This is a genomic window from uncultured Thomasclavelia sp., from assembly GCF_944324745.1.
Classification (GTDB): Bacteria; Bacillota_I; Bacilli_A; order Erysipelotrichales; family Coprobacillaceae; genus Thomasclavelia.
The window spans coordinates 36656-58960 of sequence record NZ_CALUXO010000093.1; the positions used below are offsets into that span (position 1 = coordinate 36656).

Consider the following 22305-nt stretch of genomic DNA (forward strand, 5'->3'; position numbering starts at 1 on the left):
TATTGTAAGCAGATATTGGATAGAGGCGCGAAGTGTTAAGAAGCTAGTATTAATTATGCTGCAACTAGATATTAGGAGAGGAACATTCGCCGAAGAAATAAATAATTGCAGTTATTTATGTTCTGGGCTTATAGAGAAAATCTATAAGACTGTCATTATCTTAAGATAATGGTGAGCTATCATTGTTCATACGCTGTTTATGTTGCAATGATACTCATTGCAACTTTTTTTGTAAAGGAGGACAATGATGGAAAAAGTTATTGATGCAGTGAGCTATGAGGAAAACATTATCCAATTACAGCTAAAAAATGTTCCTAAACATCCAATGATTATCGCAAAAATATTTACGATCATTAGTGATTGTGGCGTTAACGTGGATATGATTTCTCAAGTTATGATTGAAGATGCAATGCAAATTGAAATTACATTAGATGAAAAATACCAAAAAGAGTTAAACCAGGCTATTTTAAAATTAAAAGATGAAGTGCCTCAATTAGAAATTGCCACAAATCGAAAATATTTTAAAATTGCTCTAGGAGGAAAGTTATTAGAAACAACACCAGGTGGTGCTGCTTCAGTATTTAGAATTCTTGGTGAAAATAATATACATTTTTATCAAGTTACGACTTCAAAAAGAACTATTTCGTTTATTGTTGATCGTAAACTGAAAGATTTAGCTATGGAAAAGTTAAATGAAGCATTTAACTTAAATTAGAGGAGGTTATTATGGCTATTTTTGAAGGAAGTGCGGTAGCACTAGTATTACCAATGCATGAAGATGGAAGCATTGATTATGAAGGATTTAAAAGACAAGTTCAAAGAATGATTGATGGTGGGGTGCAAGCTTTATTAGTTAATGGAACTACTGGTGAAACACCAACTATTCATATTGATGATGAATTTGAATTATTAGATATTACGATGGAAATGGCAAAAGGTACTGGAGTTAAAGTTATTGCCGGAGCAGGATCAAATGATACAGCTACTGCTTTAACTAAAGCTAAATATGCTAAACAAAAAGGTGCTGATGCTATTTTAGTAGTAACACCTTATTATAATAAAACTAGTCAACGTGGTTTAATTAAGCATTATACAACAATAGCTGATGCAGTAGATATTCCAATGATTTTATATAATGTTCCTGGTCGAACAGGAATTAATATTACTGTAGATACTGTTGTTGAATTGGCAAAACACAAAAATATTGTGGCTATGAAAGATGCTACTGATAATATTGCTTATGCCATGGAAGTTCTAGCTAAAACGCAAGGAATGGATTTTGATTTATATTCAGGATGTGATGATAATATCTTGCCATTTATTTGTGCTGGTGGAAAAGGAGTTATCTCTGTCTTATCAAATTTATATCCAAGAGAAACAGAATTGTTTGCCCAGTTAGCTTTAAAAGGTGATTTGCCTCGAGCTCAAGAAATGGCTTATGCTTTGGAACCAGTTAGTCGTTATTTGTTTATTGATGTTAATCCAATTATGCCTAAAGCGGCTTTAGCTCATTTAGGAGTATGTAAAGAGACAGTTAGATTACCATTAGTAGAAACAACAGAAGAAAATAAAAAATTATTATTTGATGCTATGGATGCATTTGAAAAGTTGGGGTTTTAAGATGAAAGTAATAGTTTATGGATATGGTTTAATGGGCAAAAAAGTTGCCAATAAAGTTAGAAGTCAGGAAAATATGGATTTAATTGGGGTTGTCAGTTATGAATTCGATGAAAAAGTTCCTGAAAAAAGTTATAGTTCTTTAAAAGAATGTGACGAAAAAGCCGATGTCATCATCGACTTTTCTCATCCAAATAACTTAGATGATATTTTAGAATATGCTTTAGCTAATCAAACAAAATTGGTTATTGCCACAACCGGATACAGTCAAGAACAGTTAGATAAAATCAGTGAAGCTGCCAAGCAGCTTCCAATTTTCCAATCATATAATACTTCTTTTGGAGTTCAGATGTTTACTAAGATGTTACGAGCATTTGCTAAAGAGTTTTTCAATGCTGGATTTGATATTGAAATCTTAGAAAAACATCATAATCAAAAAATCGATGCTCCATCAGGAACAGCCAAACTTTTATATGAAGTAATGGCCGAAGAAATTGACGGAGTTGAACCTTGTTATGACCGCAGCAGCTTACATGAAAAAAGAAAACATGAAAGCATTGGAATTCAAGCAATGCGTGGCGGAACTATTTTTGGTGAACACACGGTAATGTTTGCCGGAAATGATGAAATTGTGGAAATAAAACATACTGCTTTATCTAAAGAAGTATTTGTTCAAGGGGCAATTAGTGCCGCATTTGCATTAAAAGATAAGGACAATGGTTTATATACTTTAAAATCATTGTATTAGTAGGGGGAAGTTATGGTATTACAAACAAAATTTGCTGAAATAAAAAACAATAATTTATACATAGATGATGTCAATGCTTGTGATTTAGCAAAAAAATATGGGACACCGCTATATGTAATGTCTGAAGGACATATTCGCAATCAGTTTAATACACTTAAAACTAAAATGATTGACAAATATGAAAATACATTACCTTTGTTTGCTTCAAAATCATTTTCTTGTAAAGCAATTTATCAAATTGCTAAGGAATATGGGGTTGGAATTGATTGCGTTTCAGCAGGAGAAATCTCAGTTGCTTTAAAAGGTGGATTTGATCCAAAGAAAATATATTTCCATGGAAATAACAAATTACCATCAGAAATTGAATATGCTTTATCTCATGGGGTAGAAAATTTTGTAATTGATAATTTTTATGAAATTGAATTAGTTCAAGAAATTGCAGCTAAATTAAATGTCATGGTTAATGGAATTGTCAGAATTACTCCAGGGGTTTATGCTGGTGGACATGATTATATCCGAGTAGGAGCTAAAGATACTAAATTTGGATTTAGTTCTCATGATAATACATATTTAAAAGCAATAAAAAAAGTAATAGATGCCCCAAATATCGTTTTTGATGGTATTCATTGTCACGTGGGAAGTCAAATTGAAGATATTCAAGCTTATGTTTTAGCAATGAATAAATTTGTTGAAATTGCTTATGAAATATATGATATCTTTGGAATTGTCATTAATAAATTAAATGCTGGTGGTGGTTTTGGAATTGCTTATACTAAAGCTGATCATCCACTAGAATTTGAAGAAGTTGTTGATACCATTATGGATATTATCACTAAAGGTTTTGAAGCTAGAGATTTAAAACGACCAATGGTGTTAGTTGAACCAGGACGTTATTGTGTTGGTAATGCCGGAATTACCTTATATACTGTCGGATCTTATAAATATATCAAAGATATTCGTGACTATATTACGGTAGATGGAGGAATGACTGATAATATTCGTTCATGTTTATATGGGGCTAAATATGATGCAGTTATTGCCAATAAAGCACAAATGCCAGCTGACCATTTAGTTACCGTTGCTGGGAAAAACTGTGAATCTGGTGATATTTTAATTAAAGATATTATGTTACAAGATCCACAACCTGGTGATATTTTAGCGATGTTTTCAACTGGTGCTTATCACTATTCAATGTCATCTAATTATAATCAATTACCAAAACCAGCCGTTGTCTTTACTTATCAAGGCAAAGACCGTTTAGTAATTAGAAGACAAACGTTTGATGATTTAGTAACATATGATGTTGATTCATCATATTAAAAAATGTATGTCATAAATACTGACATACATCTAAAATACTTTTACAATTTACAACATCTTTTTGATTAAAAGTAGTTGTTATTGCATAAAAGGGTAAGTGAAATTGTTTAGCTAATTGATAGTCACATTCACTGTCACCGAGATAAATTGATTTACTTAAATCAATATTATAATCTGCCAAGGCCTGGTAAATCATGCCAGGTCTTGGTTTTTTACAATTACAATGATCTTTATCATTATGGGGACAATAATATATTCTTAAAATATCAATCTCATTATCTTTACATTCTTGAAGAAATAAATCAGTAAACTGATGATATTGCTCAGTTGTAATAATTTTATCGCTAATTAAATATTGGTTAGTAACAATTATTATTTTAAACCCTAGTGAAAGTAGTCGTTGCATTCCAGCAATCGCCCCTTCAAGAAACTCTGGATATTTGACAGTCGCCCATTGTTTATCAGGGTAATCTTTAATAATGGTCCCATCACGATCTAAAAAAGCTATTTTAAATTTGTTACACATTTTCTATTTTTAGTCTTCTTTAATTCTTCATAAATTCCCTGCATTTTATAATCTAATTGAGAAATAGTTTTAGCACACTCTTTCAATTCATCACGAACGCCATCAGGCACTTCATTTTCAGTTTTATAACGTAAATGATGTTCTAAACTAGCCCAAAAATCCATGGCAATTGTTCGAATTTGAATTTCAACAGCAATAGGCTGTACTCGTTCAGCTAAAAAAATCGGTACTTCAACAACCAGATGCAGACTGCGATAACCATTAGGTTTAGGATTTTTAATATAGTCCTTTTTTTGTAATAATTTGATATCACTTTGTTTCACTAATAAATCAGCAATCCGATAAACATCGCTAACATAGTTACAAATAACTCGAACTCCGGCAATGTCAGTTAGATTATTAACCATCGAATCTAATGAAACTTCCAGATTTCTTTTTTTCAGTTTGTTGACAATACTATCCAGTGATTTTAGACGATAGACCATATGATGAATCGGGTTATGATCATGCTTGATTCTAAATTCATCATCTAGAATATCTAATTTAGTTCGAATTTCTTTAATACCAGCTTCATATACCTGCTGTAAAGTTAAAAATTCTTTGACTGAATCTGATAAATTATCTTGTTGATTAAAAGGTTTAATAGAATCAGTTGTGATTTCCTTTTGCATAATACGATTAGTCATAACATACCTCTTTTAAATTATTTTTTGTATATCTTAATCATAAATGGCAATAATGAACTTGAGGTGAACTATATGCGAAAACTGTTAATAATATTAATAATCATGATGAATGTTGTAACTGTAGATGCTTCTGGTAATGATCCTAAATATAAAATAATTGCTAATAGTAATAGTGATGATGACATTGAAGCAATGTATGAAACTAAAGATGCTTTAATAGCTGATTTTAAAACCTGGGCTAAAGGAGTCGATGATATTGATCAGGTTCTAGCCGATCATCAAAAAGACTATCAGGCAAAATATTATAATGGCGAATATACAATTGTCCTTGGTGAAGGCCAGGGGAAAGAGCTGACCGGCTCTTTAAAAACTAGCTATTGTGTCAGTAGTAAAGAAATCAAAAAGAAGTCGTTTTTTGCTTCATTATTTTCATAACTATCTCAAGGATAGTTATTTTTAATTTGTTTAAATTGTGATATACTTATGATGAAATTATAATGATTATTCGAAAGGAAACAGGCTATGGGGAGTGTAAAAAAAGTTGAAAACTTTTGTTGTCGCTTAGCTCAGGAATATTTTAGTAATCGTAATTTTGCGTTGTTAGAAGAACTGCTAGATGAACGGATTACTGTAATTGGTACTGGTGCCCATGAAATTAGCCGTAATCGTGAAGAATTATTAACTGCTTTAAAAAAAGAAGCTGCATTATGTCCTGACAGGTTTATTATTGATGATGAATGGTATCAGGTAACAGATTTACATCATAATTTATTTCTAGCAATGGGAGAAATTAAAGTTAAGCAGGACGTTGACTCATTACTGGAATATTCTTTTACTACTAGAATTACTATTGTTTTGGAATATCAAAATGAAAAATTTAAGATTATTCATTTTCATCAATCAATTCCGGATCATAATCAACGTGATGATGAATTTTTCCCTCATGAGATTATTGAAAAAAGTCGTCAGGAGCTAGAAAAACAAATAAAAAAAAGAACCAAAGAATTAGAAATATCAAATCAGCAGGTAATGTATAATTTAAAGCACGATTATTTGACAGGAATTTTAAATCGTCATTATATCGAAAATTCAATTAATCAAATTTTCAGTAAATATAATTACGGACTATTTTTGATAATTGATATTGATTATTTTAAAAAAATCAATGATAATTATGGGCATCCTTTTGGTGATAAAGTTTTAGTTATGTTATCTAAAGTAATGCAAGATAATTTTGGCATTAATAATTGTGGTAGAATTGGTGGCGATGAATTTGTTGCATTTTTAGAGAGCAATATAGCTAATTATCAGGAATTGACTAAGCGGGTTAATGAGTTTAAGAAAGATTGGGATCAAAAAATTACTAAATTAAATTGTAATGATAAAATATCAATTAGTATTGGAATTTCATATTATCCAGCACATGGCAATGATTTTATGAAGCTACTGACTAATGCCGATATTGCCTTATATCAAAGTAAAAAATTGGGACGTAATCTTATTTCCGTTTTTAACAACAGTTCTCATTTTTAGAGAACTGTTTTATGTTTAAAATAAAGGTGTTTCGTTAATAATTTAAGAGGTTAAACATATAATTAAATTAGAGGTGGAACATGTTAACAAAATTTGATGAACAGGCGCAAAAAGCAATTGTTGTATCTGAAAGTATTGCTTTTGATTTGGGTCATAATAACGTTGGCAGTGAACATTTATTGCTGTCTTTATTAAAACTAAGTAACTCTAAATTACGTGATTTGGTAAAGAAATATGGCGTTGATGATAAAAATATATATGAAGATGTTAAAAGGTTGTTTGGTACAAATGATGATCAACCTTTTTATATGGAATATAGTGATGCTGTAAAGAATATTTTAGAGATTGCTATGGAATTAACGGATCAGCAAAATAAAAGTAAGGTGACCTTAAATTTACTTACAGTGGCTTTGTTGAAAAATAAAGAATGCGTAGCGCATGAATTATTAAAAAAATATCATGTCGATTTTGAAGATATTATTTATAAGTTAAATGAAAATAGTGAATTAGAAACTAAGCTTGATCAGATTCCGTCATTAGTTAATTTGAATAAAAAAGTTAAACAAGAAGAGCATTTAGTAATTGGCCGTCAAAAAGAATTAGAAAAACTATGTATGATCTTAAGTAAGAAAGAAAAAAATAATGCTTTAATAATTGGTGAGGCAGGCGTTGGAAAATCAGCTTTAGTAGAAAAATTAGCATCCTTGATTAATCAAAAAAAAGTAAACGATAATTTAAAGAAAAAAATAATTTATGAACTAAGTTTATCAAGTATTGTCGCTGGAACTAAATATCGTGGAGAATTTGAAGAAAAATTACGGAAAATAATTGATAAAGTTAAAGAAATGGATAATGTTATTATTTTTATTGATGAAATTCATAATTTAATTGGTGCCGGTGGTGCTGAAGGAGCAATTGATGCCGCTAATATCTTAAAACCATATCTAGCCCGTAAAGATCTTACTATTATTGGTGCCACGACAACTGAAGAATATTTTCAGCATTTTGAAAAAGATCAGGCGATGAATCGGCGCTTTAGTGTTATTGCTTTAAAAGAAAATACTAAAGAAGAAACTTTAGAAATTTTGCAAAAGACTAAATCATTATATGAACGATTTCATCAAATTACAATTGACAACCAAGTTCTAGAATATTTAGTCGAAAATGTTGATGTCTATATTAAAAACCGCACTTTTCCAGATAAAGCAATCGATATTTTAGATTTAGCCTGTGTTAAAGCTAGATTTAAACAGCAACATATTATTACTAAAAAGATTGTTAAAGAGGTTATTGAAGAATATACTTCAATTAAAATTAATGATCATTATGATTATGAAAAAATCGCAACTAAATTAAATCAACAAATCATTGGTCAAAATAAAGCAATTAGTCAAATAATTAATCAGCTCCGTTTGATAAAAGATGCTAAACAACCTAAGGTGATGTTATTTGTTGGAAGTAGTGGTGTTGGAAAAAGTGAGACAGCTAAAGTTTTAGCTAAATTACTATCAAGACAATTATTACGATTAGATATGAGTGAATATCGTGATAGTACTAGTGTTCAAAAAATTTTAGGAGCCCCACCAGGATATGTTGGATATGATAAACCTAGTCCATTACTAGGACAGTTACAAACTTATCCTAAAAGTATTATTTTATTAGATGAAATCGATAAAGCTGGCAATGATGTCTTAAATTTGTTTTTGCAGGTATTTGATGAAGGTTATTTAGAAGATAGTCATAAACGCAAAGTTTATTTTAATAATACGATCATTATTATGACATCTAATTATGGAATAAAAAATGGATTAGGTTTTGTAAAAAGTAATCATAAAGCTAATGGTTTTTTTAGCGATGAGATGATGACTAGAATTGATGAAATTATTTATTTTAAAACACTGACAGTAACTGATTTAAAACAAATTATTTATCAGCATTTTAAAGAAAGACTTAGTGATGATGATATTGATATGATTTTAAAAGATTATGATATGAAATTACAAGGCCGTGGAATAATCAAAGCAGCAAATAAATATTTATTAAATAAAGTGAAGACATGATGCTTCACTTTTTTGATTTCAAAAATTTTCGTTTAATAATTACTATAATTATTAATACTATTGCAACAACAATACTATAACGATTAAGATAAAAACTAATCATCTGCCAATTATTACCTAAGATAACACCAAGATAAACTAAAATGGCATTCCAAATTAAACTACCAATAATGGTATAAACAGAAAAATTAAAAAAATTCATTTTAGTAATTCCAGCTGGAATTGAAATAATCGAACGAATAATCGGAATCAAACGACCTAATAAAATAATAATCTTACCATACAAATCAAACCAATTAACTGAACGTTCTAAAGCATTTTCTTTAAAATGAAATTTAATTAAAAGTTGATTTAACTTTTGGTAGTTGATCAAATATCCTAGCAAATATAATAAGATGGCGCCTAAATATGATCCCAATGTGGCAACGATAATGATAGCTAACGGTTTTAATGTAGTAAAAGTAGTTAAAAAGCCACTAAAAGTTAAAATGATTTCACAAGGAATTGGAGGAAAGATGTTTTCTAAAACCATTAAAAATAACACAGCTTTATAACCATAAAGATTGATTAATCCTAAAAATGTTGTCACTATTTTAATCTCCTTTTCTTGTAATTTTATTAGCTAAATGAATTAACCAGGAATCAAATGGTAAGAATAAAATAGTTGATGCCAGATTAAAAAAAGTATGCATATAGGCTATTTGCATTAAAGGATTAGTGGTTAAGCTTTTAATAAAGGGAACAAATGGAATAAAATAAGAGGCAATGACAAAAACAAGAGCACCAATTACATTGATTAAAATATGAATAATGCTTAATCGTTTAGAATTAATATCTCCATTAACAGCTCCTAAAACAGCCGTAATACAGGTTCCTATGTTTTGACCATAAATAACATTGGTAGCCATTGAATAGCTAATCAACCCCTTTTCATAGATGGTTTGTAAAACCCCAACCGATGCCGTAGAACTTTGAATAATAGCTGTAAAAATTGTTCCAGCAAGAATTGCTACCAAAGGATGATTTAATTTAATAAATAAATTTATAAAGAATGGGGATTTTTGCATTGGTTCTAATGATAATGACATCGTATCCATAGTTAGAAAAATCAAACCTAAAGCCATGAATAATCGTCCCCAATAAGTAATTTTGTTTTTAAATAACATTAAAATAAAGCCAATCAGACAAAGATAAATAGCCGACTTACCAATATCTAAAGCAATCATTAATCCCGTAACGGTCGTACCAATATTAGCCCCTAAAACAATCCAGGTAGCTTGAGCTAGAGTAATTAAATGGCTGTTAAGTAAGCCAATTAGAATAATCGTCATTGCTGAAGAACTATGAATCAAAGCTGTAATGATCGTTCCGGTTAATACTCCTAAATATTTATTACTTGATAAGTGATAGAGGATCTTTTTTAGCTTATCACTGGCTAGAGTATCTAATGATGTTGATAAAATCCGCATACCAAAAAGAAAGATACCTAAACTACCAATAAAGCCAATAATATTTTTGATAATTTATCACATCCTTTGATAAATTATATTAATAAATTAATAAATAATGTTTATTTTCAAGATAATTATTAAATGTTAAAATTAAAGATAGAAGGATGTGAGAAAATGGATTATAGTGCAGTTGTTTTATGTGCCGGGAAAGGAAGCCGTAGTGGTCTAAATTATAATAAAATGTTATATCGTTTTGAGCAAGAAACGGTTTATGAAATGACGATGAAAGTTTTTTTACAAGATAGTCGTTGTAAGCAGATCGTTGTTGTAACAAAACAAGATGAACTTGTTGAGTTAAAAACACTAATTCAAGATACTAAAATTAGTTATGTCTTTGGTGGTAAAGAACGCCAAGATAGCGTTTATAATGGTTTACAAGCAGTAAATCAGGATATTGTCTTGATTCATGATGGAGCTAGACCATATTTAAAAAAGGAAAACATTGATGATTTATTACTTTGTTTACAAGATAATGATGCCTGTCTATTAATGGTACCGGTTAAAGATACAATTAAATTAGTTAATGAAAATACAATAGTGGAAACTTTACCGAGAACCCAATTAATGCAGGCCCAAACACCACAAGCGTTTAAAACATCATTGATTAAAGATTGTTATCAAATGGCAAAGGAGCAAAACTTTTTAGCTACTGATGATGCTTCTTTGGTTGAACAATTTTCAAAGACACCGGTAAAGGCAGTTTTGGGAAGTTATGAAAACATCAAGATTACTACCCCAGAGGATTTGAAATGATCAGACGAAAATTAATTTCAAAGTGCTTTGTAATTTTAATTTTGTTAGGATTGATTGGTGGCGCGGTTTATTATCAAATTAATTTATTACCAGAAGAGCAAATAAAGTTAACTACCAATACATTGACAGCCCAAATAATCGATACCAGTGATAATACATTAACTATTAGAGATAATCAAAATAAAACGTATACAATAAATCTTGGTACCACCGAACAAAATAATTCATATATCTTTTCAAACCAGGTAACCATTAGATATACTGGTGATATTAATGATCAATATACAATTGAAAGTATTACAGTCAAGTACAGTCAAATAATCAATGGAGAGCTTGATAATGAAACGTTTAGTCGAATAACTAATCTAGCTAAATCAATGTCACTTGAAGATAAAGTCGGACAATTATTATTGGTATTAAAGTCTGAAAACTTAATTGATAATCAAACAGTGGCTGGATGTGTTTTATTTGAAGAAGATTTTAAAGATAAAACTCGAGATGAAGTAATTAATAATATTCAAGGGTATCAAGATGATGCTAAATATCCAATGTTGATTGGGGTTGATGAAGAAGGGGGCAATCTAGTTCGAGTAAGTAAATATCTAAGAAATAATCGATTTAGATTACCACAGGATGTATTTGCCTATGGTGGGATGGATTCCATTATCAGTGATGCAACAGAAAAGTCAGAATTTTTACAAGAATTTGGAATTAATGTTAATTTAGCACCAGTAGCTGATGTTCCCTTAAGTGAAGATGATTATATTTACACAAGATCATTTGGATTAGATAGCCAGGCAACTAGTAATTATGTTAAAAATGTTGTTAGTGCAATGAACGATTTACATATGGGTAGTGTTTTAAAACATTTTCCGGGTTATGGAAATGCCCCAGGATCTAGTGGAACTTACCATGATACTAGAGAATATAGTGAGTTTGCAAATCGTGATTTATTGCCATTTGAAGCTGGGATTGAAGCTGGAGCTAATGCAATCTTGGTAACAAATAATATTATTGATAGCATGGATGATCAAAATCCAGCAACGCTTTCAGCCAATGTTCATGAATTGCTTAGAAATAATTTGGGCTATAATGGTGTTATTTTAACTGATGATATTTCGGGAATTGATCATCAAGAATTTGGCAATGATGATCAGATTGCAGTTAAGGCAATCCAAGCTGGTAATGATTTGATCATGACATCGAATCCTCAAAGTTGTTTTAATGCAATTTTAAATGCCGTTAATAATGGCGAAATTTCATTAAATCAGTTGGATATCTCGGTTTTAAGGGTTCTAGCCTGGAAAGCAAGTCTACAACTTTTATAAAATAATTTAAGTATCAAAAGCAAATAAAATTATCATGTAATAACAATACTAGATAAAAGAGGATAGTGATAAAAAGTAAGTTTTTATCAAATAAAATCTTGCTTTGTTTTAATTGTTGTGCTATTATAACTGAGCATGTAAAAATATTAATTTACAGCCTGCTTATATCTTAAAATATAAGCCGATAGTCCATAGGAGGTAGAAAGATGAACAAGTATGAAATTATGTTTATTGTAAAACCTGATGTTGAAGAAGATGCAAGAAATAAATTAATCGAATATTTCAAAAGTATCTTAACAGCTAATGGTGGAACAGTTGACAATGTTAACGAATGGGGATTACGTGATTTAGCGTATGAAATCAAAGATTACAAAAAAGGTTACTATGTAGTAGTTGATGCAACTTGTACTGGTGCCGATATCGCTGAATTTGAACGTTTATCAAACATCAACGCATCTACATTACGTCATTTAACACTTCGTCGATAGGAGGCGTTATATATGATAAATAGAGTAGTTCTTGTAGGTAGATTAACTAGAGATCCTGAATTAAGAAGAACAGCACAAGGTGATGCAGTAACTTCATTTACTTTAGCAGTAAACAGAAATTACACAGCTCGTGATGGTCAGCAACAAGCCGATTTTATTAATTGCGTTGTATGGCGTAAACAAGCTGAAAATGTTGAAAGATATTGTGCAAAAGGAACTTTAGTAGGTGTTGAAGGAAGAATTCAAACACGTAATTATGATAATGCACAAGGACAACGGGTTTATGTAACTGAGGTTCTATGCGATAGTGTTCAATTTTTAGAAACTAAAGCAGCAAGAGAAAGAAATCAAGCTCAGATGCAACAACAACCACAAAATAATAATGATAATTTTTATGATATGAAAACAGTTGAGTTAGAAAAAGAATTTGATAACTCATTAAATACATTTGATATCATGGAAGATGATATTCAATTTTAATGAAAGGAGCTAAGTAAAATGGCATTTAGAAAACAAAGAATGGGTAGAAGAAAAGTTTGCTACTTCACAAAAAACAAAATCACTTACATTGATTATAAAGATGTTGAATTATTAAAAAGATTTATTTCAGCTAATGGTAAAATCATTCCAAGACGTGTAACTGGAACAAGCGCTAAATATCAAAGAAAATTAGCTACTGCAATCAAACGTGCACGTCAAATGGCTTTATTACCATACGTACAAGACTAAGCTAAAATACATGAGACCTTGATTTTTATCAAGGTCTTTTTCTGTATATTTGCATGTAAAACTAATAGAATATATAATATGTATTTCAGGACGTTTATTAACCTCCTGATTTTTTTGATTTAAAGTTGGAAATATTATAAATAAGATAATAAAAGTAATTGTTAAGCGCAAAATAGTTGGTTATTATATGCTAAGGTAGTTTCTTATTGCTTGTATTTTTATCATATTTATTGAATTAAAAATACAAAGTCATATCAAATAAAATTAATAATAAAACAGTTAAAATAAATAATCATATTGTTAAAGATATGATGAAAACATCAGTATTTTAACTTTATTTTATTATATTTTAACATTTAAAATGTTAAAATATAATAAATAAATATTAATATGGTGGTGATAGAATGAATGTAATAAATGCACTTGGATTAAAATTAAAACTAAAAGATTGGGATAAAAGAAATCAGGTACCTCTCTATATCCTAAATAATTTTTCTATTCAGAAAGCAACTTTCAATAATATTGATTGTTTATCATTAACACCACATGAAGGATTACCAATTTTATCAGCATTAAAAAAGCAAATAGGAATAATTAAAAAGATTGAAGATATACCGGTATTTTTAAATCTTGATTCTATATCTCATTTTAGAAAACAAAATCTTCTTGAAAACAACATACCATTTATTATAAAAGATAAAATGGTTTATTTGCCGTTTATGGCAACCCTCTTGACCGATGAACAATGGAAGAAAGTCCTAAGATTGAAAAACTGACATTGGCTGCGCAACTTTTATTTATTTGGATATTATATCAAAGCAAAGATGAATTTTATATTAATGAAGCATTAGAAGTGATTAAAGTTTCCAATATGACCCTTACAAGAGCATATCGTCAATTATGTGCAACAAAATTATTTAAAGAACATAAAAATGGTAGAAAAATTTATTTAACAACTCACTTAAATAAATTGAATTTATTTAATCAGATGAAATCATATTTACAATCACCGATAAAAAAACAAGGTTTTATTTTAAATTCAGATATTGATGATTATATGATCTTATCTGGTGAATCAGCATTAAGTCAATATTCTTTTATCAATCCACCAAAAATGAAGATATACGCCGTAGATAAAGTAAATAGTAATCACATTGTAATACAAAATGAATATTATTCACAGGAAGAACAAGTAGTATTACAAATTTGGAAGTACAATCCTTTATTATTTAGTCATGATCAAAAGAATATCGATAAAATTTCTTTGATTATTTCACTGTCAGACAACATAGATGAACGACTAGATAGGGAAATAAAACAGTTATCAGAAAATATATTTAATAAGATGGAGAGTGATTAATATGATTGGAATAGATATATTTAGACAGTATTTTAAAGGTTTTGAAGATCAGTATGTTATTATTGGTGGAACTGCATGTGAATTATTGATGTCAGAACAAGAATTAGATTTTCGTGCTACGAAAGATATTGATATGGTACTCATTGTTGTGAATTTATCAAAATAATACTTATAAAATGAAGATTATTATATGTCCAAAAGTAATTATAAGTTGCCAAAGATCTATTAAATTAGGTCTTTTTTGTTGGAAAAAAATTAATTAATTCATAATGGAACGCAATTAGAATGAGAAAATATCATAAAGTTTAATGTTACATTAAATATCCTATATTATACACTTATAATAGTAAATAAGAATATTTTGATTTTTTAGTAGCTACAATACAATGAATAAGAATATGCAAAAAGCATAACATTTCTCTAATCAAATTTGTTATGCTTTTTTTCTCTGTTTATAAGATAAGTAATTATGTTGTTTTGATATTGATAATATTTAAATAAAAGGATTATGTAAAAAATAAGACATCATTTATTTATAAATAAGTTTAAGAAATATTTTATTTTTTGAAGCATATCCATCATTAGATTCATAAAAGTTGTTTGCTATCAAACCAACATTTACTCAAAGATGGAATTGTATAGATGGTAAACTAGTTATTGAATAATTATATATTAATCAAAGCAAATATATAGAAATAGTGATGAATTTATCAGTATTTTAAGAATATATCTTTGAAATAGTACCAGGAAGAATTCATAGTTTACAATGAGAATTTTTACTTTCATTTACGAAAGCTTTAAATATATTATCTAAAGAACTGATATAATAATTTAAGAATTATAATGTATATTTCTCGGTAACTTCTAAGTTTGTAGTGTGAATGATAAATGTTAATTTACGTTGCTTGTAGCAACGGTTGTTTTGATATTTAATAGTTATATCAAGATAAAGGAGGACAAGTAATGTTAAATGAAAATATTAGGAATTTAAGAAAAGCAAAAGGTTTATCGCAAGAAGAGCTTGCTATAAAATTAAATGTAGTAAGGCAAACGGTGAGTAAATGGGAAAGAGGCACGTCAGTTCCCGATTCAAGTATGCTTATTTTGTTAGCTGAAGAACTGGATACTTCAGTAAGTGGATTGCTTGGTGAAACTGTGCCAGAACCGAGTTTGAATGAGATGAATTTAGAGAATATTTCTAAAAAGCTGGAAAATATTAATTATCAATTTGCTAAAAGAAAAGTGATGAGAATTAGGATAATTCGCTATCTACTTATTTTACTATGTATACTTATAGTAATAATATTTATTGCTTTAGCAGCTATGCATAGTGAATATTTGAATTGGAATTACAATAATCCTGAATTAGCAGTTGCCGGTACTATATTACATGGTGTTGAATTTTTATTCGTAAGAATAGCACCACTGATCTTTATTGGTGCCATAGTTGGAATTGTCTTTACGTATAAAAAAGATAAAGTTTAGTTTATATAAAAGATTTTCTCAAATATTAAGATTGGTTGAATGAACTATTTATGGTGATAATCGAAAATTTAAAATTAGACAAGTTTTGTTTGAAGCTAGTATTATAAGTAACAGGGGAAACATAAGAAATAATATTTTTATTTAAAAGTATAGCAGTTATTGAGACGATTCATTATAAAATGAGTTGTCTTTTTATGTTACTAAAAAGCAAAAAATAGGTTTATTAGTTGAATTTTTTGTGGTTTATTATCTATTATTAGTTATAGATAATGTATTTTAGATATGAGGTTAAAATAGTTATTGATTTTATTCGTATTATTATCTAAAGAATTTTATTGTTTTAGGTCTTTCTTTGTTTTTGTGTGAATTGAGTAAGATTTGTTATATAATGGTTATAGGTTAGGGGGATGAATCATGGGTGATGATGTATATATGTTAAATTTGAGAGCACATGGGACTATAGGAGATATTAAGGAACTAAATTTTCATAGTGAAGATGCGATACAAGAAACTTATGATATTATAAATTATATAAAATCGTTAGTTAGTAGACCAGATTTTAATGATCGAGCTGATTTAGAGCTTGATTATATCGAAAAAATATCACGATTATTGTATCTTAGAAATAAATTAGCACCCATTTTTGCTTATCAAAATCACAATGAAATAGAAAAAAATGAACATATCAAGATTATTGATCATGATTTTTATGATCCGATAACCATACTTATAGAGATTAATGATATTGATGATGCTATAGATATTATTGCTATTAGGAAAAAGAAGGCTCTACAAAAAAATAATAAACTTGATGAAACAATTTTCTTTAGTCCTTATTTAGATAATAATTACCAATCACAATCATTTGATTCATTTGTCAATGAAATCAATGTTAAATCGCTAAAATCACTAACAAAATTTAATACATATGTCATGCCGACAATTAATGACATTAAAAATGGAAAATATTTTACATATTATTCGTTTGTTAAGAAAAGTTCTTATCGAAATGAAGCAGGAGAAAAATCTTTTGACCGTATTTTAAGGAAAAACATAAGAAAAATAGAGAATAGTTCAATCCCTCAAGAAAGAAATAATAAAGGTTATTGTTTCTTTACTGGATATAAAACAAAAAATCATTTCTATAGCAGTAAGGAAGTTATGAAAACTTATTATGAAATTTGTACAGTTTTTGGTGATTTTCTTGGTATTGTTGTTAGAACAGATGCGATTAGAAAGTCACATCTTTATAGAGAATATGATATTGCATTTAGTGATTCAATCGTAGAGTCTAGGTATAGAAGAGGAATCAGTTTTTTTGATAATGTAAAGCTTTATTATATTTTCAAAGACTGGGATGATATTGCTATGAAAAAAATAGATAAATTTAATCAGAATATAATGAGTTATATTAATGTTAATGATAAATATAATCAAGCAAATGATGCTAAAATCGTAGATTTAGAAGATGATTTTAGTTCAAAGTCACAAGATATAGAAAATTTATCATTAAAAGATAATTATATAAGTTCTGAAGAATATATTGATGAAAAGAAAGTAAAAAGTGATGATCTTCTTAAGATGGTATATAATTTATCATTAAATAATAACATGACATACTTAAAAGATAAAGATATTATCAAGAATCATTTAGATAATGAAGATCAAAAAAATGATCTTTATGCAGCTTATTTAATTGTTTTGATTAATAATTTATATAGAAAAATAGAACAAAATGATGATTTCTATAATAATGTCTATAATAAATTAAATTTAAAAGTTATAAATAGTAAAGAAACAAAGATGATGATTACTTCTATTAAAAATATCATAAAAAACCAACTTATAAGATTAGGATATTTTTATTTTGCTTCGTATTTTATAGAATCGGGAAAAATCAATCAAGATGATTATATTAAATTCTTAAAATTTCAAAAGAATAACTCTAAAAATTTTTATATTGGAGTAATTATGTGGATTAATTATGTAGTTACTAATTCTATTTTCAAAGAATATCAAGATAAACTAGATGAAGTCAACGAGTATATTAGATATGTAAAACAAGTAATGATTTTATGTGAGCAGCTTAAAAAAAATCCATTTAATCAAATATATGTTGGCGAAGAAAAAATTAGTGCAATTTTAAATATTGGAGGTGTTGAATAGATGAATGATCAGGAAAATATACAATTAAATGATGAAATAGTAAAAAAATATATCCAGTATTTAACATCTTTTTTACCTAATCAAGATATGATTGATTATATAGAAAAATATAATGATGCTATAAAAAATGACCCTTATTATAATGCATGGATAAAAATTGCACTTGAACAACAACAGGCAAATGAAGAGTTCTATCGAGAATTAGAAGCAAATAATGACCATGTTATGGTAGAAGAATCAGATAATACTGTTGGTTTTGTAAAATTAATTCGTAATCAGGCACAAGATATTGTCATCAGTATAGAAAAAGCTATGCAAAAACTTGTTGTTAACTATGAATTTTCTATGGTCAGAGGGGACTATGATGATAATGATCTAATCCATCTTGAATATGACGATATTGATAACAGGTTAGTATTATATAGTCCCGAAAAACATAATTTTTATCTTGAGATTGAAGATGATCTTATTTATCCAATAAATACAGAACCGGAATTCGATTCAGCACTTTTACAGTATATTTATGAATTTGATCAAAAGAAGATTCCAGAAGATACTGAAATAGAAATTACTTATGATAATTAGAAGACTACGTTGAGTGGTTTTCTTTATATAATAAGGAAAAATATAGTTATATTGATGAAAGTATACTTATTTAAATTATAAGAACTAATTATAAATTCTATAAACGTTTTGAATATATAAACAAACAATAAGATTCTCTAATAAATTAATATAAAAATATTTAAGAACTTTTACAGAGTTATTAGGTAGAACTTATACATAGTTAATAAAATATTTATAACCCAATTGAAGAACACTATAATTATTAAACTTTTTAGTTGATAGTCATGGTGAAAAAAAGCTATATTTAGATGGTTTATTACTGTTGATTATAGCAAAATATATTTGTTGGGGGAGGTGCAATACATGGAACAAGATCTATATCAACAAGCTCTTGACTTATACAATAAAAAATTATATGTTTTTGCTTTAGAAATTTTCCAAACATATTATGATCAATGTGAAAAAAAATTTGGGGAAAGCAAAGAGCTAGCAGACGTTTTAAGATATATTGGTAATTGCTATTATTATACAAAGAAATATAACAAAGCACTTAATTGTGATCAGAAATGCTATACTATGCGAAAACAAATATTAGGATTATATCATAAGGATACTTTACAAAGTTATAACAACATTGCATTAGATTATAGAAAACTTGGAAATCATGAGCTAGCTCTCAATTATCATCAAGAACTATTTAATATAAAAGTACAGCAATTAGGTGAAGAAAATCCAGATACCCTTAAAGTACTAGCCAATCTGGCTATAGATTATCAATATTTGCAACAACATCAACAAGCTTTAGAATGTGATCAAAAATGTTATAAATTACGTGTCAAGGTATTAGGACGGGAGCATCCTGATACTAAAAAAGCATTATTTAATATTTCAGTAGATTATACAAATCTTGCTAAAAAAGAAAATTCTATTAAATACAATTTAGCAAGTTATAGAATAAGGAAACAATTATTTGGTGAAGAAAATATTAAAACAGTACTAAGTATAGCTAATCTTGAAATAGCATATAGATCAGCTAGAAAATATCAAGAAGCCCTTTTATGCAGTCAAAAATGTTATCAATTTGTTCGTAAAAATTTTAAAGAAGATAGTAAAAATTCAATAATTGTTCTTTATAATCTTGGTTTAGCATATGCAAATGTAGGATCATATGAACAAGCTATTAAATATACTCAAGAATGCTATGAAAGTAAGAGTCGAACTTATGGAAAAAGACATCCTACAACTCTATCAAGTCTTGATGATCTTGCAAGATACTATAACCAGTCAGGCCAATATGAAAAAGCATTGCAATGTGAACAAAAATGTTATGATGCAAGAGTAAAAATTTTAGGTGAAGATCATGTGGATACATTGGCAAGTTTAACTGTTCTTGCATACTGTTATAGTGACTTGGGTCAATATGAAAAAGCATTACAATACGAACAAAAGAATTATAAACTTAAAATACAAGTATTAGGCAAGGAGCATGCTGAAACATTAGCTAGTTTAGCTAATATTGCACTATATTATGACAATCTTGGTGAATATCATAAAGCACTTGAATATAGCCAGAAATGTTATCAATTACAAGTCAAAGTTTTTGGAGAAAATAATCAGAACACATTAATGACTTTAGGAAATCTTGCTCTACATTATAGTCATATGGGACAATATGACTTAGCTTTAAAATATGAACAAGAATGCTATCAAAAAAGGATCAAGACTTTAGGAGAAAATCATCCAGATATATTAATTAGTTTAGGAAATCTTGCCCTATATTATAATAATATTGGAGAATATGAATTGGCTTTAAAATATGAACAAGAGTGTTATCAAAAAAGAATCAAAATTTTAGGAGAAGAGCATCCAAATACATTAATGAGCTTAGGAAATCTTGCCATATATTATAATAATATCGGAGAATATGAATTAGCTTTAAAATATGAACAAGAGTGTTATCAAAAAAGAATCAAAATTTTAGGAGAAGAGCATCCAAATACATTAATGAGCTTAGGAAATCTTGCCTTATACTATGATAAAGTTGGTCAATATGAAAAAGCAATAAAATACGGGAAAAAATGCTATCAACTACAGGTAAAAACTTTAGGAGAAATACATCCAAATACATTAGTAAGTTTACAAAATCTTGCTATGTATTATACTCGATTGGGACAATATGATAGGAGTATTGCGTATAATAAAAAATGTTATGAATTAATGATTAAAGGATTAGGCCCAGACCATCCAGCAACATTATCATGTTTAGATAATCTTGCTGCATATCATATTTACTTAGCTCAATATGAAAAAGGATTGATATATGGTAAACAATGTTACGAAGCAAAAAAGCAAGTTTTAGGAGAAACACATCCAGAAACGCTTAGGAGTTTAGATAATCTTGCAAATTATTATTATGGTTTAGGAAAATATGATCTGTTTAAGGTATATAAACAAAGATGTTATGAATTAAAAAAGAAAATACTAGGAGAAAATCATCCTGATATAATCTTGACGTTAGAGGGGATTGCACTTTATTATTCTCAATTGGGACAATATGAACAAGCTTTAGAATATCAAAAAAAGTGCTATGATCTAAAGAAAAAATTAATTGGAGAAAATCATCCAGAAACATTAAGAACTCTTTCAGCTATTGCTGGAAGTTATTATGATCTTGATGATTATGACAAATCTATTCAGTATTATCAGGTATGTTATAATGCGCATCTAGAAGTTTTAGGTTCTAATCATCCAGATACCATAGATGACCTCTATAATATTGCAATAATCTATAATATGAAAGAAGATTATTTTCATTTTATACAATATATTTGTAAGTATTATGAGCTGATGAAGCAGGAAATATTCTCTTTTATTAATAATGACTATAAGTTTGATTATGTTTTATTTAATTTGACAGATTCACTTATGCTAAGTGCTGATACTTTTTTTGAAGAGGAAGGAAGCAACCAGCTTTATCAATATCTTTTGATGTATAAAAATATTATTCAAGATATAGATATGGTTAAATACTCGATAAAAAGAATACCTGAATATCGCGTAAAAACTCAGGCAATAAAAGACATAGATAAAGCAATCAATATTACTGTAGATATGGAAACAATACTTAAACTCCAAAAAGATAGAGAACAGATCAACCAAGAATTTTATACAATAACTAATGAGTATAAGGATTTATTATATCTTGATATAACATTAGAAATGATAATAGATCAATTAAGTGAAGATGATCTACTTGTTGATATTTATCAGTTAGAAAATGGTTTATATGGTATTGTTTTGTTAGGTGAAGATATATTAATAAAAAGAGTCATAGCTCTTGATAAACACTATATTTCTTTGATTAATATGCTTGATAGTTATAAAGATAAAAATCATCTATATATTTGTCCAGATGGAGCATTATATAA

23 protein-coding genes and 1 riboswitch are annotated in these 22305 nt (G+C 28.2%); of the genes, 19 read left to right on the forward strand and 4 right to left on the reverse strand.

Annotated features, from left to right (window positions below; genetic code table 11):
• Positions 1-12: 12 nt before the first annotated feature.
• Positions 13-187, forward strand: a riboswitch (Lysine riboswitch).
• Between the two features lie 60 nt (positions 188-247).
• Genes Q0K54_RS13275 through lysA form a run of 4 tightly spaced genes read left to right on the forward strand, consistent with a single transcriptional unit; the run spans position 248 to position 3685 of the window.
• On the forward strand, positions 248-715 hold the full coding sequence (locus tag Q0K54_RS13275) for an ACT domain-containing protein (protein WP_294581958.1): 468 nt from the start codon (positions 248-250) through the stop codon (positions 713-715).
• An 11-nt stretch (positions 716-726) separates the two neighbouring features.
• Entirely contained in the window at positions 727-1620 is an 894-nt protein-coding gene (dapA, locus tag Q0K54_RS13280; protein WP_294581959.1) for a 4-hydroxy-tetrahydrodipicolinate synthase, read from the forward strand.
• A gap of 1 nt (position 1621) precedes the next feature.
• Positions 1622-2365 carry a 4-hydroxy-tetrahydrodipicolinate reductase gene (gene dapB / locus Q0K54_RS13285; protein WP_294581960.1) on the forward strand — a complete coding sequence of 248 codons (744 nt, stop codon included), beginning with the start codon at positions 1622-1624 and terminating at the stop codon, positions 2363-2365.
• Between the two features lie 12 nt (positions 2366-2377).
• Complete coding sequence (gene lysA, locus Q0K54_RS13290; protein WP_294581961.1) at positions 2378-3685, forward strand: diaminopimelate decarboxylase; 1308 nt, start codon at positions 2378-2380, stop codon at positions 3683-3685.
• A 10-nt stretch (positions 3686-3695) separates the two neighbouring features.
• Here lysA and Q0K54_RS13295 read toward each other — a convergent pair whose 3' ends face one another.
• Complete coding sequence (locus Q0K54_RS13295) at positions 3696-4211, reverse strand: HAD-IIIA family hydrolase (RefSeq protein ID WP_294581962.1); 516 nt, start codon at positions 4209-4211, stop codon at positions 3696-3698.
• Positions 4190-4897 (reverse strand): GTP pyrophosphokinase family protein, encoded by a 708-nt coding sequence (locus tag Q0K54_RS13300; RefSeq protein WP_294581963.1) that lies wholly within the window; start codon positions 4895-4897, stop codon positions 4190-4192. The genes Q0K54_RS13295 and Q0K54_RS13300 overlap by 22 nt, the downstream gene beginning before the upstream one ends.
• A gap of 72 nt (positions 4898-4969) precedes the next feature.
• On the opposite strand from Q0K54_RS13300, the gene Q0K54_RS13305 reads away from it, so the two are divergent.
• From Q0K54_RS13305 to Q0K54_RS13315, 3 genes are all read left to right on the forward strand, one after another.
• Entirely contained in the window at positions 4970-5332 is a 363-nt protein-coding gene (locus tag Q0K54_RS13305) for a hypothetical protein (protein WP_294581964.1), read from the forward strand.
• Positions 5333-5419: 87 nt separating this feature from the next.
• Positions 5420-6430, forward strand: coding sequence for a diguanylate cyclase (locus Q0K54_RS13310; protein WP_294581965.1), 1011 nt, complete (start codon positions 5420-5422; stop codon positions 6428-6430).
• Positions 6431-6510: 80 nt separating this feature from the next.
• Positions 6511-8490, forward strand: a complete 1980-nt coding sequence (locus Q0K54_RS13315; RefSeq protein ID WP_294581966.1) for an AAA family ATPase — start codon at positions 6511-6513, stop codon at positions 8488-8490.
• 4 nt (positions 8491-8494) lie between these two features.
• Here the strand turns inward: Q0K54_RS13315 and Q0K54_RS13320 are convergent, their stop codons facing one another.
• Together Q0K54_RS13320 and Q0K54_RS13325 are read right to left on the reverse strand one after the other, a co-directional pair.
• The gene (locus Q0K54_RS13320) at positions 8495-9079 is read right to left on the reverse strand and encodes a DedA family protein (protein WP_294581967.1); all 585 of its coding nucleotides are present in this window, start codon (positions 9077-9079) and stop codon (positions 8495-8497) included.
• Positions 9080-9083: 4 nt separating this feature from the next.
• A complete protein-coding gene (locus Q0K54_RS13325; RefSeq protein ID WP_308698948.1) occupies positions 9084-10013 on the reverse strand; it encodes a Na/Pi symporter in 930 nt (309 codons plus the stop codon).
• A 102-nt stretch (positions 10014-10115) separates the two neighbouring features.
• On the opposite strand from Q0K54_RS13325, the gene ispD reads away from it, so the two are divergent.
• The 12 genes from ispD to Q0K54_RS13385 form a co-directional block, all read left to right on the forward strand.
• Complete coding sequence (ispD, locus tag Q0K54_RS13330; protein ID WP_294581969.1) at positions 10116-10754, forward strand: 2-C-methyl-D-erythritol 4-phosphate cytidylyltransferase; 639 nt, start codon at positions 10116-10118, stop codon at positions 10752-10754.
• Entirely contained in the window at positions 10751-12082 is a 1332-nt protein-coding gene (locus Q0K54_RS13335) for a glycoside hydrolase family 3 N-terminal domain-containing protein (RefSeq protein WP_294581970.1), read from the forward strand. The genes ispD and Q0K54_RS13335 overlap by 4 nt, the downstream gene beginning before the upstream one ends.
• 206 nt (positions 12083-12288) lie before the next feature.
• Positions 12289-12570: a 30S ribosomal protein S6 gene (gene rpsF / locus Q0K54_RS13340; protein WP_294581971.1), complete on the forward strand. Its 282-nt coding sequence runs from the start codon at positions 12289-12291 to the stop codon at positions 12568-12570.
• A 12-nt stretch (positions 12571-12582) separates the two neighbouring features.
• Positions 12583-13050 carry a single-stranded DNA-binding protein gene (gene ssb, locus Q0K54_RS13345; RefSeq protein WP_294581972.1) on the forward strand — a complete coding sequence of 156 codons (468 nt, stop codon included), beginning with the start codon at positions 12583-12585 and terminating at the stop codon, positions 13048-13050.
• A gap of 18 nt (positions 13051-13068) precedes the next feature.
• On the forward strand, positions 13069-13299 hold the full coding sequence (rpsR, locus tag Q0K54_RS13350) for a 30S ribosomal protein S18 (RefSeq protein WP_294581973.1): 231 nt from the start codon (positions 13069-13071) through the stop codon (positions 13297-13299).
• Between the two features lie 404 nt (positions 13300-13703).
• Positions 13704-14075, forward strand: coding sequence for a hypothetical protein (locus Q0K54_RS13355; protein ID WP_294581974.1), 372 nt, complete (start codon positions 13704-13706; stop codon positions 14073-14075).
• Positions 14045-14659, forward strand: a complete 615-nt coding sequence (locus Q0K54_RS13360) for a hypothetical protein (protein WP_294581975.1) — start codon at positions 14045-14047, stop codon at positions 14657-14659. Before Q0K54_RS13355 ends, Q0K54_RS13360 begins: the two co-directional genes overlap by 31 nt.
• A 1-nt stretch (position 14660) precedes the next feature.
• Positions 14661-14825, forward strand: coding sequence for a hypothetical protein (locus Q0K54_RS13365; protein WP_294581976.1), 165 nt, complete (start codon positions 14661-14663; stop codon positions 14823-14825).
• Between the two features lie 797 nt (positions 14826-15622).
• Positions 15623-16144, forward strand: coding sequence for a helix-turn-helix domain-containing protein (locus Q0K54_RS13370; protein WP_294581977.1), 522 nt, complete (start codon positions 15623-15625; stop codon positions 16142-16144).
• Positions 16145-16558: 414 nt separating this feature from the next.
• Entirely contained in the window at positions 16559-18310 is a 1752-nt protein-coding gene (locus tag Q0K54_RS13375) for a hypothetical protein (protein ID WP_294581978.1), read from the forward strand.
• The gene (locus Q0K54_RS13380; protein ID WP_294581979.1) at positions 18311-18895 is read left to right on the forward strand and encodes a hypothetical protein; all 585 of its coding nucleotides are present in this window, start codon (positions 18311-18313) and stop codon (positions 18893-18895) included. It begins immediately after the preceding gene.
• A 345-nt stretch (positions 18896-19240) separates the two neighbouring features.
• Positions 19241-22305 (forward strand): tetratricopeptide repeat protein (locus Q0K54_RS13385; RefSeq protein ID WP_294581980.1); only part of this gene is annotated, 3065 nt, incomplete at its 3' end.